Consider the following 13,063-nt stretch of genomic DNA (forward strand, 5'->3'; position numbering starts at 1 on the left):
TTCGCCGGCGGCAGTTGTCGTCGGCCGGCGGTACCGTGCGCGGCCGGCGGCGGTCCGACCGGCGTCGTGCCCACGCACCCCGGGCTGTGCGGCTCAGCCGTTCGCATGCACGGCCTCGGCCGGTTCGGCCACCGTCGTCGCGGCCGGCGTCTCGCGCGGGGAGCGGCGAGCGAGGCGGCGGGTCAGGGGCTCGGTCCAGCGGGCGGCGAGTGGTCCGAGTACGACCAGGATCAGGACGTAGGCGGTGGCCAGCGGGCCGATGCGCGGTTCGACGCCGACGGTGAGTCCGGCGATGACGATGGAGAACTCGCCCCGCGCCACGAGGGTTCCGCCTGCCCGCCAGCGTCCCTTGCGTGAGATGCCGGCACGGCGGGCGGCCCAGTAGCCGGTGGCGATCTTCGTGAGGGTGGTGACGGCGGCCAGGGCGAGGGCGGGTACCAGTACGGGCGGGATGTCCGCGGGGTCGGTGTGCAGGCCGAAGAAGACGAAGAACACCGCGGCGAACAGGTCCCGCAGCGGGGTGAGGAGGTTGCCGGCCCCTTCGGCGACCTCGCCGGACAGGGCGATGCCGACCAGGAACGCACCGACCGCCGCCGACACTTGGAGCTGCTGGGCGATGCCCGCGACGAGCAGGGTGAGGCCGAACACGACCAACAGCAGCATCTCCGCGCTGTCCGAGGAGACCGCACGGCTGACGAGGCGGCCGTGGCGCAGCGCCACGTACAGCACCGCGCCGACCGTGCCCAGGGCGATCAGCAGGGTCAAGGCGCCGCCCGCGAGGCTCACGCCGGCCAACAGGGCGGTGAGGATGGGCAGGTAGACGGCCATGGAGAGGTCTTCGAGGACCAGCACGCCGAGCACGACCGGAGTTTCGCGGTTGCCGAGTCTGCGCAGATCCCCGAGGACCTTGGCGATGACGCCGGACGAGGAGATCCAGGTGACACCGGCCAGGGCGACGGCGGCGACCGGGCCCCAGCCCAGCAGCAGGGCCATCGCGGCTCCGGGGGCGGCGTTCAGGACGAAGTCGACCGCGCCGGACGGGTATTGGGTCTTGAGCGTGTCGACGAGTTCGGAGGCGCTGTACTCCAGACCGAGCAGGAGCAGCAGCAGGATGACGCCGATCTCGGCGCCGGTGGCGACGAACTCCTCGCTGGCCTGAAGGGGAAGGATGCCCCCGTGGCCGAAGGCGAGTCCGGCGAGCAGGTACAGGGGTATGGGCGAGAAGCCCACCCGGCCGGCGAGGCGGCCCAGCAGCCCCAGGGCGAGGATGATCGCGCCGAGTTCGATGAGCATGGCTGTGGTGTTGTGCACGGGCGTCTGACCTCCGTGATCGGTTCGGTGGCGGCGTCTGTGCCAGGTGCGGGTGCCGGCGGCCGGAGTTGAGCTCCGGGGGTGCATGGGCGCCGTCGCGGCTGCGGGCAACCGCTCGGGCCGGTCGGCTCGGTGGGGTCGTGCGACGAGGCAGTGCCGAGATTCGTGCGCGCGAGCCGAGTGAGCGGCCGCGCGCATGGCGAGGTGGGGTGGTGTCCTTGCGACGGGGCTCGCAGGGGCCTGCTGGTGGGCCCGGACCGCGGTGTGACGTGTGACGGGCCGTACCGTGGCCGGTCGTCCTCGTCGGGCGCGGTGCGCGTCAGCGCGCGGAGCGGCCCTTCAGGCCGACGGCGCTGTCGGTATCAGGAACGCCGTCGCGGGCGGCGTTCTCGACGCGTGCGGGGATCTCGACGCGCGCACGGATGACCGGACCCATGTCACGCCCCCCATCACGTCGGCCGGAATCGGCAACGACCACCAACGACTGAGCAACCCCTCGCTCAACGGAGCGTAAGGGCTCGGTAAAGGATTCTAGCGCATGCCAAATTCCGATGATCATACGGAAGTTGTCGTATCTGCGGCCGTCCCACCGGCGCGTCAGCGACGCGGTGGGCAGCGGCGCCCTGTTCGCGGGCGATGCGGATCGAAGAGCTGCCCGGCAATGCCGGTGAGGACCAGGCCTGCGGCGATGAGAAGTCCGTCGGCCAGGACGATTCCGGTGACCAGTACGGCAACCGCGCCCGTCAGCATCCACCAGGCGCCGGTGCGGCGGTACTCGCGGGGCCGGGTGGGCCGTCCGGCGCCCATCGCCCGGGCGAAGCGGGGGTCGTCACGCGCGAGTCGTGCTTCGAGCGCGCCCAGACCCTCGTCGTCGGACTGAGGCATGGCTCCCCCTTCCCCGCTGCCCGGGCCCGGCATCCGCACCTGCTCGGCGCCGCAAACGGCCCGCTCCGGCGTCCCTCCCGGAATCCTCCCGGCCGCTCCCGCCATCAGGCCCAACTCCCATCTTTCCTGGGGGCGAACCTGCACAAACACCCGTCGGCGGACCTGCACGAACACTGCCGACAACGTCCGTAGCGCGTGCACGGGCTCCGATGAGCACATGGCCGTAGGCCGGCTCAGTCCGCAGTCAGCTCGGAACAGCGGGCGGGCGCCGGCGCACCGCCACCGGCGGTGCCAGCGGTTCCGTCACACGGCGGAAGACCCGCTGTACCGCGGGGGCGCAGAGCAGGGACATGACCGCGACCGCGATCAGTGTGACGGCGATCTCACCTGCGGGTTGCCGGATCCAGGCGTGGTCGTACCAGCCGAAGTACTTGGCCGCCTGGGCCACGAACCCGTGCAGCAGGAAGCCGGACAGCGTGCCTGCGCCCAGCACCGTGAACCAGGTCCGGCGCCCGGGCACACAGGCGAGGAAGGAGGCGACCAGGACGACCGAGCAGCCGAAGGTGGCCAGGGTCATCAGGGGGCCGTACCAGGCGGGCGCGGCGAGCTCCCGGGCGCTCTCGCTGTGGAAGAACCAGCCGTAGTCCATCCGCGAGACGGCCCAGTACGCCACCACGAGGGCGCAGCCGAGGACCGGCAGGGCGAGGGTGCGCGCCTCACGGCGGCGGACCAGGAGGAAGTGCACCGGCTTCAGTTGCAGGCCGAGCACGAAGTACGGCAGGAACTGCAGGACACGCTGGAGGCCGAGGTCGTTGCCGATCGAGGGCGAGAGGGTGGCCAGCATCGCCACGCCGAGAGCGAGCGGCAACGGCCACCGGACCAGCCGCCAGATCGGAGCCGTCAGCCGCCAGACGAACAGGGCCGCCAGGAACCAGGTCAGGTACAGCGGGTCCAGCAGACTGATCGGCCGGTCGGGATCCTGGCTGGTCCACCGCGTGAAGAGGGTGTACGCCACCTCGAAGACCACATAAGGGACCGCCACGCCGGTGAGCAGCCGTCCGATCTTCCGGCGGTCCGCCTCGAAGCCGCGCGAGAAGTAGCCCGAGAGCACCGCGAACACCGGCATGTGGAAGGCGTACACGAGCATGTACAGCGCGGTGACGGTCCGGCTGCCCTCCCGCAGCGGTTCCCAGGCGTGACCTGCCGCCACCAGGAGGATCGCCAGGTACTTGGCGTTGTCGAGGAAGGGATCCCGCCGCTCGGCCCGTCTCTCCGCCACCCCCGTGGAAGGCAGCGGTGGCCGCCGTCGCTCCGGTGCGAGTGTGACAGTGGGGGCGGGTGTGGCGTCAGCGGACATCGCGAGCACCCTAAGCACATGTCCCTGCGCCGGTTCAAGCACACCGTGTGCCAACGCACACGTATGAGCCACCATGACGGCCACCACTTGTTTCTACACGCCTCCCTCGGGCGGACGCGGCCGGCCGCCGGCTGTCGCCGGGGCGGGCGGCGTCCGCCCAGTCGGCTCGCGTCCGCCCCGGCGTGCGGGTCAGCGGATGTCGTCGAGGTCGAGGTCCTTCCCGACGACCAGGGTGACCGCACCCGCCCCCGCGGCCGAGTCCGGCGCGGCCCGGACCCCTGGCAGCCGGGCGGCGAGCGCCTGGGCCTGCTTCTCCAGGCCCGGCGGGTAGGTGACCTTCGTAGTGCCGCTGTTCTGGGGGCGTTGCCCGTGCCCGCGACGGTGAAGCCGGCCGCGCGCAGCTTCTCCGCGACGGTGCCGGCCAGCCCCGAGACCCCCGTGCCGTTGAGGACCTGGACGCGCACGGAAGAGGCGTACACGGGGTTCTTCGCGTCCGCCTCCAGGCGCTTCTTGTCGACTTCCTTGTCCCTGGCCAGGGAGGTGAACAGCTCGGTGGCCTGCGGGTACTGCCAGACCACGTTGGCCTTGTCGGAGGCCACGTCAGCCTCGCGCGGGTAGTTGGGGACCGTGAGGAAGGTCAGACGGTCGCTCGGGATTCCCTTGAGTTCCGACGCGAGGCCGTACAGCGGCTTGATGCCGGCCATATCGGGGTCCGTGGTCAGGGACTTGGTGGCCGATTGCAGGAAGCCGTAGAGCGCCTTCGGGCTGGTCAGCTTGGCCTGTGCCTTCTCGGCGAGGGCGTCCATGAACTCCTGCTGGCGTCCGATGCGTCCGATGTCGGAGCCGTCGCCGACTCCGTAGCGCACGCGCACATAGCCGAGTGCCTTCTCGCCCCCGACCGTCTGGCAGCCGGGCTCCATGTCCAGTCGGGCCTTCTTGGAGTGGATGGCCTGCTCGGGGCAGACCTCGATGCCGTCCAGGGCGTCGACCATGCCCTTGAAGCCCTGGAAGTCGACGGACATGAAGTGGTCTATGCGCAGGCCCGTGTTGGCCTCGACCGTCTTGATGGAGCAGGCGGCCGCACCGGCGACCTCGCCACTGGTGCCACCGAGCGCGAACGCCTCGTTGATCTTGTAGTGGTGCGGCGCGGAGGTGCTGCCGTCGCCCTTGTCGCAGGCCGGTACCTCCACCCAGGAGTCACGGGGGAACGACACCACCGTCGCCCATTCCCGGTTCGCCGGGACGTGCAGCACCATCAGCGTGTCCGACTGCATGGTGGTCAGGTCCTTGCCGTACTCGGCGTTGGCGCCGTCGCGGCTGTCGGAGCCGACGACCAGGATGTTCTTCGAGCCCGGGCTGAGATTCTCGGGCCGGTCGCCGCCGATCTTGTCATCGACGTCCGCGGACTTGATGTTGTCGTTGAGGTCCTGGTAGACCCAGGCGCCCACCCCGGCGACTCCGAGGACGACGGCCGACGTCACCCCCACCCCCCACGCCAGGATCCTCCCCCGTCGCGTCAGCCGGGTATTCCCCTCGCCGCCCGGCATGCGTCGGCGTTTCCCCGTCCCCGTCACCTGCGCCCCCTCGATAGCTGAATGGCCGAAGCCCGAACCCCTCACCCCGAACAGACGACGATCTTCGCAACATCCGTTGCCTGGATCGCACGAACCGGCAAAATTCCCGTGGCAGCGCCCCTCGACGGCCGGCCGGGAAAGTCAACGCCCGCTCGGGGAGCGCCCGTTCAGAGAGGCGTCGCCGCGCGCAGGATGAGGACCACCGGCACCGCCGAGTTCGCCGACGACATCGCCGAGACGGCCGTCCCCGCGGCCGCGCACCACGCCGCCAGGCCCACCGAGGTGAACAGCGACGGCCAACGACGGCCCTGCGGAGCGGGCCCGAGCAGTGCGGCCACCCGGCGCGGCACCGGCCCTGCCGCCGCGAAGCCTGCCAGGGTCGCGACCGGAGTGCCCCTGGACACCAGCGCCGCCTTGCCGATCGCGCTCGCCACCGTCCGGCGGCTGCCAGCCGCCCGGGCGGCCTCTTCGTCCGCCCAGCGTTCCGCTGTGTACGACACCGCTGTGCGCAGCGGGCGCAGGAAGGGGTTGGCCCGCGCGGCCAGTTGGACGGCGAGGAGGAAACGGTGGTGCCGCGCGGCCAGATGGGCCCGTTCGTGAGCGAAGAGCGCCCGGCGTTCGGCGGGTTCGAGGCGGTCCAGCAGCCCCGTGGTCACCACCACCCGGTCCCGTCGGCCACCCGGCAGCGCGTACGCGTACGGCACCTCGTCGGGGAGTACGACCACACCCGTGCCCGGCAGCGCGGCGAGCGCCCGGTGGGCGTGGCGGCACACCCGGCCGTGCCGCCACAGTGTCCGCCCGCAGGCAACGACCACCGCGCACAGCGCCGGGACGGCCGCCCTGCCGACGATCTCGTCGTACGGCACGGCCGCCCGCACCTCGGGGTCCGACCAGCCGTCCGGCAGCGGGTTCCCCGGGAGCTGGGCGGTTCCGACCACCATCGCCAGGCCCAGGCACACCGTGCTGCACACCGCCATCACAGCGGCGACAGCGGTGAGCAGCCTCGTCGCGGTGCGGGGATGCAGGTGCCGCTCGGCGAGGCGTGCGATCGGCCATGCCGTGAGCGGCAGGACGAGCGGCAGAAAGACGAAGACCCCCATGAGGTGTCAGTTGTCCCCTTCACTCCGGGAACGGCCCCGTTCGCTCCGGGGGCCGCCCGGTTCGCTCCGCGACTGACCCAGCAGGTCACGCAGCAGCCGCTCGTCGTCCGGACCCAGACCGGTGACGAAGCTGGCGAGCACGGCCCCGCGGTCGCTCTCCGCGTCCAGCACCCTGCGCATCCTGTGCGCCGCGAGCCCCGCCTGGTCCGAAGCCGACGTCCACGCGAAGGAGCGGCCCGCACGCTCCCGGGTCACCGCGCCCTTGGCCAGCAGCCGGGTCAGGATCGTGATCACCGTCGTATAGGCGAGGTCCCCGCCGAGCCGTTCCTGCACCCAGCCGGCCGTCGCCGGACCGTCCGCCCCTTGCAGTGCCGACAGGACCAGCGCCTCCAGCTCGCCCTGTCCCCGGCGCCGGGAACGCTGCCGGTCATCCGCCATGCCCTGTCTCCCTTCCGCTGACCTGCGCGTCATGTGCGATACATCGAGCGGTACATCGTAAGGAAAGCAGAGGCCCTCCCATTCCTTCTACAGTGATGTAGATTTCAGAGGACTGCAATCAGCGCCATCACCTCACGCGAAAGGGGAGAGCATCAGTGGGAGTTTCCCTGTCCAAGGGCGGCAACGTCTCGCTCAGCAAGGAGGCGCCGGGTCTGACCGCCGTCCTGGTCGGACTGGGCTGGGACGTGCGCACGACCACCGGCACCGACTACGACCTCGACGCCTCCGCCCTGCTGCTCAACGCCTCCGGAAAGGTCCTGTCCGACCGGCACTTCGTCTTCTAGTCGATCTGGCGGCCGTGCCCACCGATGTCGACCGGATCGTGTTCCCGGCCTCCATCCACGACGCCGAGAACCGCGGCCAGAGCTTCGGCCAGGTCCGCAATGCCTTCATCCGCGTCGCCAACCAGGCCGGCGGCGCCGAGATCGCCCGCTACGACCTGTCCGAGGACGCCTCGGCCGAGACGGCCATGGTCTTCGGCGAGTTGTACCGCCACGGCACCGAGGGGAAGTTCCGAGCCGTCGGACAGGGTTACGCCTCCGGGCTCGCCGGGATCGCCGCCGACTTCGGTGTCGACGTCTGACAGCACTGCTCCGCTCGACCGTGGGACGCTACTCACCCCTGCTCCACCTGCGCCAACACGTCACCCAGCTCACCAGAAGGACGGAACCCTCATGTTCGGACTGAGCGAACTCGTGATCATCCTCCTCGTCGTCATCGCCGTCCTCTGCGCGAAGAAGCTTCCCGAACTCGCCCGTTCGGCGGGCAAGTCGGCGCGCATCCTGAAGTCCGAGGCCAATGCGATGAAGGACGAGGACGCTCCCGGGGCGCCCCGGGTGATTCAGGGGGAGACCGTCGCCCCGGAGGGACCGAGGCCCCAGAGCTCGGGCGCGCAGTAGGGCGGAACGGCACGAGATCACGAAAGGGCTCCCACAGGTCACGACCTTATGGGAGCCCTTCGTCGTGCTGCCTGCCGGTGAAGGTTGAGAAGACGATCACGAGCAGGACATCCGCGGCGTGTTACGGCATCACGGCGTCAGCAGCAGGCTGTTGCCGCGCTCCTTGGCGGCGGCGTAGCGCTTGGCGACGTCCTGCCAGTTGACGACCTGCCACATGGCCTCGATGAAGTCGACCTTCTGGTTCCTGTACTGGAGGTAGAAGGCGTGCTCCCAGGCGTCGAACACCAGGACCGGTGTCGAGCCCTGGCCGACGTTGCCCTGGTGGTCGTAGACCTGCTCGACGATGAGTCGGCCACTGAGCGGCTCGTAGGCGAGTACGCCCCAGCCGGAACCCTGGGTCGTGGCCGATGCCTTGGACAGCTGGGCCTTGAAGTTCGCGAAGGAGCCGAAGGACTCGGCGATGGCGTCCGCGAGTTCGCCCACGCCGTCCTTCTCCAGCGGCTCGCCGCCGCCCTCGCCCGTCATGTTGTGCCAGTAGATCGAGTGCAGGATGTGGCCGGAGAGGTGGAAGGCCAGATTCTTCTCCAGGCCGTTGATCGAGCCCCACGACTCCTTGTCCCGCGCCTCGGCGAGCTGCTCCAGCGTGTCGTTCGCGCCCTTCACGTACGCCGCGTGGTGCTTGTCGTGGTGCAGCTCGATGATCTCGGGGCTGATGACCGGGGCGAGCGACGCGTAGTCGTACGGAAGCTCCGGAAGCGTGTAAACCGCCATGTCCAACGTCCTCCGACGTTATTGCGAATGGTATGCAGCTGCACGTTAACAGTAAGAGCGACAGCTTTACGATCAGGCGTTGGACCTAGGACCTGCGCCGTGTCGCAGCGCGGCACCACTGCCGGCCGAACCCTGCCCGGCAGGGCGGGCCAGGCCCGCCGTCCACTTCTCCTCGATGCGGCCGACTTTCCAGACCAGCAGGGCCAACGCCCATGTGGCGAAGAACAGCGCGACGATGACGTAGCCGATGATGTTCAGGTCGAGGCCGGAGACCCAGTCCCAGAACGGGCCGTGCAGGTCCGCCTTCTCCGCGATCAGGCCCAGCAGTTCGACGGTGCCGATGATGAGGGCGACGGCGACCGACAGGCCCGTGATGGTGAGGTTGTAGTAGACCTTGCGGACCGGCTTGGAGAACGCCCAGCCGTAGGCGAAGTTCATGAACGAGCCGTCGATGGTGTCCAGCAGCGACATGCCGGCCGCGAACAGGAGCGGCAGGCACAGGATCGCGTACCAGGGCAGCCCCGATGCCGCGCCCGAGCCGGCGAGGACGAGGAGCGCGATCTCGGTCGCGGTGTCGAAGCCGAGACCGAAGAGCATGCCCAGGGGATACATCTGCCAGGGCTTGGTGATCGACTTCATCAGGCGGCCGAGGAGGCGGTTCATGAAGCCCCGGTTGTTGAGCTGCTCTTCGAGGGCGGCCTCGTCGAAGTGGCCGGTGCGCATCTGCCGGAAGACCTTCCAGATGCCGGCCATGATCACGATGTTGATGATTGCGATGAGATAGAGGAATGCCCCCGAGACCGTCGTACCGATCCAGCCGGTCACGCTGTGCAGTGCGGAGTCGTCGTTCTGCACCGGGTCGGCCAACGCCTTGACACCCAGGGAGAGAAGGAAGGCGAGGGCGAAGACGATCGAGGAGTGACCGAGGGAGAACCAGAAGCCGACCGACAGCGGGCGCTGCCCCTCGCTCATCAGCTTGCGGGTGGTGTTGTCGATGGCGGCGATGTGGTCGGCGTCGAAGGCGTGCCGCATGCCGAGGGTGTAGGCGGTGACGCCGATGCCGATGCCGAAGGTCTTGCTGCCCAGGCTGTAGTGCTCGGGGGTGACGATCACCACGAGGGTGAACCAGCCGATGACGTGCAGCGCCAGGATGAACGCGGCCATTCCGCCGAGGCTCGCCCACTCCTTGCGGGTCATGGACGTACGGATGCGGTGCCACGAGGAGGTCATGGGGGTGGGGGCCTTACTGCTGGTCCGATGGCTGTTCTCAGCCGCGCAGCCCAGGCTTCTGCCAGCGAGTTGCAAGAACAACGCAGGGGCGGCAAAGCCCGCGTCAGGATTCAGTCAGGCCCTTATTGCACAATACTTGCAATAGCATTCGCACTGCAGAAAGGTGGGTCGGCATGGGACGCAAGACATCTCCGATCGTGCTGGGCATCGAGTCGTCGTGCGACGAGACCGGCGCGGGGCTCGTTCGGGACGGTCGGCTGCTCGGCCACGCCATCGCGTCGAGCATGGACGAACACGCCCGGTACGGCGGTGTCGTACCCGAGATCGCCGCCCGCGCCCATGTGCATTCGGTACGCCCGGTGATCCAACGGGCCCTGGACGGGGCCGGGTTGCGGCTCTCCGACATCGGCGCGGTCGCCGTCACCACCGGACCGGGCCTGTCGGGCGCGCTCCAGGTGGGGCTCGCCGGGGCGAAGGGCCTCGCGTACGCGCTCGGCGTCCCCCTGTACGGCGTGCACCACCTCGCCGGCCATGTCGCCGCCGACACCCTGGAGCACGGTCCGCTGCCCGATCCCTGCATGGTGCTGATCGTCTCGGGCGGCCATACTTCGCTGCTCCTCGTCCGCGACCTGGCCCGCGATCCGATCGTCCATCTCGGCGACACCCTCGACGACGCGGCCGGGGAGTGCTTCGACAAGGTCGCGCGCGTTTTCGGGCTGCCCTATCCGGGCGGCCCGGCCATCGACCGGGCAGCGCGCGTGGGGGATCCGCGCGCTGCCCCTTCCCGCGCCCTCTGACCGGCCCGCGCGACAAGCCGTACGACTTCTCCTTCTCCGGGCTGAAGACGGCGGCCGCGCGGTGGGCGGAAGGACACTCGGGCGGTGAGCTGCCGGTGGCCGACGGCGCGGCTTCGCTCCAGGAAGCCATCGCCGACGTGCTGACCCGCAAGGCGGTGGCGGCCTGCGTCGAGCAGGGCGTGGGCACGCTGGTCGTGGTCGGCGGGGTCGCCGCGAACTCCCGTGTCCGTTCGCTGGCCGAGGAGCGCTGCAGCGCCGCGGGTGTCGAACTGCGCGTACCGCCCCTGCGGTTGTGCACGGACAACGGCGCGATGATCGCCGCCGTCGGCGACCTCCTCGTACGTGCCGGTGCCGGACCGACGCCGCTGGACGTGTCGATCGATCCGTCGGCGCCGCTGGAGTACGCGGCGCTGCACCCTGTGGCGGCCGGGGCGGTGGCGGCCTGATGGGCATCCGCGTCTTCAAGGACGGCGCGCTGCTCCGCCACACCACCGCCCTGCGGTCCGTGTACGCCGACGCCTTCTGCGCCCCGCCCTGGGACGAGGACGAGGAGAAGGCCGTCGAGTTCGCGGCGCGGCTCCCGGTGAACGTACGGCGTCCGGGTTTCACGGCCGCGCTCGCCTTCGACGGTGAGGAGGTCTTGGGTTTCGCCACCGCCTGGACCACCCTCTCCCCTTCCCCACCGACCGCTGCTACCCCCAGGCCGCCGCCGGGCTCGGGCACGACCGCACCGGCGCCTGGCTGTGCGGCGCGCGCGAGATAGACGAACTCGCCGTACGCGCCGGCTCCAAGGGCACCGGCCTCGCCGCCGGCCTGCTGGAAGCGGTCACCGCAGACGCTCCCGAAGGCCGCTCCTGGCTGCTCACCTCCGTCCGGTCGGGGCGGGCCATGTCCTTCTACCGCCGCCAGGGCTGGACGCAGGCCACCCACCCCTCCCCCCGCGGAAAGGGCATCGTGGTCTTCCTGAGCCCTCGTCACCCCGCCCGGTCCCTGGCCGTCCAGCCCCTGACGCAGGCGCCGTCCCCGTCATCGTGGATGCCGGCCGCACCGCCCGGCACGGCTCCTGCTGCCGGCTGAACAGCAAGGTCTGGGCCCGGTCACGCCCGCCCGTCGTTCTCGACCTCGACCGGATACGGCACGAACGTGCTGCTGTGCTCGTCGACGGCGAGTGCCCGGCCGAGCGGAGGGGCCGCCCGCTGCGGACAGTCGAGGCGTTCACAGACGCGGCAGCCCATGCCGATCGGGGTCGCGGCGGAGGCCTTGGTGAGGTCGAGGCCGTCGGAGTAGACGAGGCGATGGGCATGGCGGATCTCGCAGCCCAGCCCGATGGCGTACGTCCTGCCGGGCTCGCCCCAGCCGCCGCGGTGCCGGGTGACCGCGCGGGCCGTCCACAAGTAGCGCTGTCCGTCCGGCATTTCGGCGATCTGGACGTGGATGCGACCGGGTGCGGCGAACGCCTCGTAGACGTTCCACAGGGGGCAGGTGCCGCCGGCGCGGGAGAAGTGGAAGCCGGTGGCCGACTGGCGTTTGGACATGTTCCCGGCGCGGTCGACGCGGACGAAGGAGAAGGGCACGCCGCGCAGTCGGGGGCGCTGGAGGGTGGACAGGCGGTGGCAGACGGTCTCGTAGCCGAGGCCGTAGCGGTCGGTGAGGCGCTCGATGTCGTAGCGGAACTCCTCGGCCGCCGTGTGGAAGGCGGTGTACGGCAGGATCAGCGCGGCCGCGAAGTAGTTGGCGATGCCGATGCGGGCCAGGGCGTGGGCGGGTGAGCCGGGCGGGAAGTCCTCGGCGGCCTGGCGGTCGAGTTCGTCGCCGTATTCGAGGAGCGCCAGCTGGGTGGCCATGCGGAACGCCCGCTGGCCGGGGCGCAGGCGGGTGGACAGGTGGAGGGTGCGGGTCGCCGCGTCGAAGTGGTGCAGACGGTCGCCGGTCCCGGCGGCCGGGCGGACGTCATGGGTGCCGGCCAGTCTCGCCGTGAGGGCTCCGACGACCTCGCCGGGCCGGATGCCGATCTCCTCGGCGAGGCGTTCGGCCGCGAGGTCGGTGTCGTGCAGGTAGTTCTGGCGGCGGTAGAAGAAGTCCCGGATCTCCTCGTGGGGTGAGCGCGGTGACTCGACGGCGGTGTCACGGCCGTCGGCCGCTCCCACGAGCCGCTCGGACAGGAGCTGGTTGCGGCGGCCCAGGTCGAGCAGGACCCGCGCGACCGCGGGCATCCGGGAGGCGAGTTCCGCGAGGTCGGACGGGGAGACGCGGGATTCGGCGATCTCACCGGTGAGCGCCTCGCGCAGGTCGGCCATCAGACGGGTCGTGTCGCGCTCGGAGAAGAAGTTCGGGTCGAGTCCGAAGGTCTCGGTCAGCCGGAGCAGCACGGGGACGGTGAGCGGGCGGGAGTCGTGCTCCATCTGGTTCAGATAGCTGGGCGAGATGGCGAGGACGCGGGCCAGCTCGGCCTGGCTCATCCGGCGCTCCTCGCGGAGCCTGCGCAGCCGCGCCCCCGCATAGGTCTTGCTCACCGCGCGTGTTCCTCCACGTCAGGACGGGCTGAGACCAGGTCAGCGTACGCGACCCGGCGCTTTCAGCACCCTTCGCAAGATTGGCAAACGGCGGCGAGAAGATTCGCAAAACTTGGCATGCCTCCACG

The 13,063-nt window shown here is 70.4% G+C and carries 9 protein-coding genes and 4 pseudogenes; 4 read left to right on the forward strand and 9 right to left on the reverse strand.

Going from position 1 to position 13,063, the window contains the following annotated elements; all coding sequences use genetic code 11:
* Positions 1-93 precede the first annotated feature (93 nt).
* The 6 genes and pseudogenes from OHO27_RS02195 to OHO27_RS02220 all read right to left on the reverse strand — a co-directional run bounded on the left by OHO27_RS02195 (position 94) and on the right by OHO27_RS02220 (position 6,665).
* On the reverse strand, positions 94-1,311 hold the full coding sequence (locus OHO27_RS02195; RefSeq protein WP_328419736.1) for a cation:proton antiporter: 1,218 nt from the start codon (positions 1,309-1,311) through the stop codon (positions 94-96).
* Between the two features lie 597 nt (positions 1,312-1,908).
* Positions 1,909-2,196: a DUF3040 domain-containing protein gene (locus tag OHO27_RS02200; RefSeq protein WP_328419738.1), complete on the reverse strand. Its 288-nt coding sequence runs from the start codon at positions 2,194-2,196 to the stop codon at positions 1,909-1,911.
* Between the two features lie 244 nt (positions 2,197-2,440).
* On the reverse strand, positions 2,441-3,553 hold the full coding sequence (locus tag OHO27_RS02205) for an acyltransferase family protein (RefSeq protein ID WP_328419740.1): 1,113 nt from the start codon (positions 3,551-3,553) through the stop codon (positions 2,441-2,443).
* Between the two features lie 189 nt (positions 3,554-3,742).
* A pseudogene (locus tag OHO27_RS02210) lies at positions 3,743-5,100 on the reverse strand (LCP family protein).
* Between the two features lie 194 nt (positions 5,101-5,294).
* Positions 5,295-6,227 carry a M56 family metallopeptidase gene (locus OHO27_RS02215; RefSeq protein ID WP_328419742.1) on the reverse strand — a complete coding sequence of 311 codons (933 nt, stop codon included), beginning with the start codon at positions 6,225-6,227 and terminating at the stop codon, positions 5,295-5,297.
* A 6-nt stretch (positions 6,228-6,233) separates the two neighbouring features.
* Entirely contained in the window at positions 6,234-6,665 is a 432-nt protein-coding gene (locus OHO27_RS02220; RefSeq protein WP_328419744.1) for a BlaI/MecI/CopY family transcriptional regulator, read from the reverse strand.
* Positions 6,666-6,820: 155 nt separating this feature from the next.
* On the opposite strand from OHO27_RS02220, the pseudogene OHO27_RS02225 reads away from it, so the two are divergent.
* A pseudogene (locus OHO27_RS02225) lies at positions 6,821-7,308 on the forward strand (TerD family protein).
* Between the two features lie 91 nt (positions 7,309-7,399).
* Entirely contained in the window at positions 7,400-7,624 is a 225-nt protein-coding gene (locus OHO27_RS02230) for a twin-arginine translocase TatA/TatE family subunit (protein WP_328419746.1), read from the forward strand.
* A 129-nt stretch (positions 7,625-7,753) separates the two neighbouring features.
* Here OHO27_RS02230 and OHO27_RS02235 read toward each other — a convergent pair whose 3' ends face one another.
* Both OHO27_RS02235 and OHO27_RS02240 read right to left on the reverse strand, forming a co-directional pair.
* Positions 7,754-8,395 (reverse strand): superoxide dismutase, encoded by a 642-nt coding sequence (locus tag OHO27_RS02235; RefSeq protein ID WP_328419748.1) that lies wholly within the window; start codon positions 8,393-8,395, stop codon positions 7,754-7,756.
* A gap of 72 nt (positions 8,396-8,467) precedes the next feature.
* The gene (locus OHO27_RS02240; RefSeq protein WP_328430326.1) at positions 8,468-9,592 is read right to left on the reverse strand and encodes a HoxN/HupN/NixA family nickel/cobalt transporter; all 1,125 of its coding nucleotides are present in this window, start codon (positions 9,590-9,592) and stop codon (positions 8,468-8,470) included.
* 206 nt (positions 9,593-9,798) lie between these two features.
* On the opposite strand from OHO27_RS02240, the pseudogene tsaD reads away from it, so the two are divergent.
* Together tsaD and OHO27_RS02250 are read left to right on the forward strand one after the other, a co-directional pair.
* Positions 9,799-10,868 (forward strand): annotated as a pseudogene (gene tsaD / locus OHO27_RS02245) (tRNA (adenosine(37)-N6)-threonylcarbamoyltransferase complex transferase subunit TsaD).
* A pseudogene (locus OHO27_RS02250) lies at positions 10,868-11,499 on the forward strand (GNAT family N-acetyltransferase). Before tsaD ends, OHO27_RS02250 begins: the two co-directional pseudogenes overlap by 1 nt.
* Before the next feature lie 20 nt (positions 11,500-11,519).
* Here OHO27_RS02250 and OHO27_RS02255 read toward each other — a convergent pair.
* The gene (locus OHO27_RS02255; protein WP_328419750.1) at positions 11,520-12,935 is read right to left on the reverse strand and encodes a short-chain fatty acyl-CoA regulator family protein; all 1,416 of its coding nucleotides are present in this window, start codon (positions 12,933-12,935) and stop codon (positions 11,520-11,522) included.
* Positions 12,936-13,063: the final 128 nt, after the last annotated feature.

It is taken from the genome of Streptomyces sp. NBC_00443 (genome assembly GCF_036014175.1).
Lineage (GTDB): Bacteria > Actinomycetota > Actinomycetes > Streptomycetales > Streptomycetaceae > Streptomyces.

Coding starts and splice junctions, on each gene's coding strand:
- OHO27_RS02205 (WP_328419740.1), bottom strand. CDS start 3,553: ATGTCCGCTGACGCCACACCCGCCCCCACTGTCACACTCGCACCGGAG.
- OHO27_RS02240 (WP_328430326.1), bottom strand. CDS start 9,592: ATGACCCGCAAGGAGTGGGCGAGCCTCGGCGGAATGGCCGCGTTCATC.
- OHO27_RS02220 (WP_328419744.1), bottom strand. CDS start 6,665: ATGGCGGATGACCGGCAGCGTTCCCGGCGCCGGGGACAGGGCGAGCTG.
- OHO27_RS02215 (WP_328419742.1), bottom strand. CDS start 6,227: ATGGGGGTCTTCGTCTTTCTGCCGCTCGTCCTGCCGCTCACGGCATGG.
- OHO27_RS02230 (WP_328419746.1), top strand. CDS start 7,400: ATGTTCGGACTGAGCGAACTCGTGATCATCCTCCTCGTCGTCATCGCC.
- OHO27_RS02200 (WP_328419738.1), bottom strand. CDS start 2,196: ATGCCTCAGTCCGACGACGAGGGTCTGGGCGCGCTCGAAGCACGACTC.
- OHO27_RS02235 (WP_328419748.1), bottom strand. CDS start 8,395: ATGGCGGTTTACACGCTTCCGGAGCTTCCGTACGACTACGCGTCGCTC.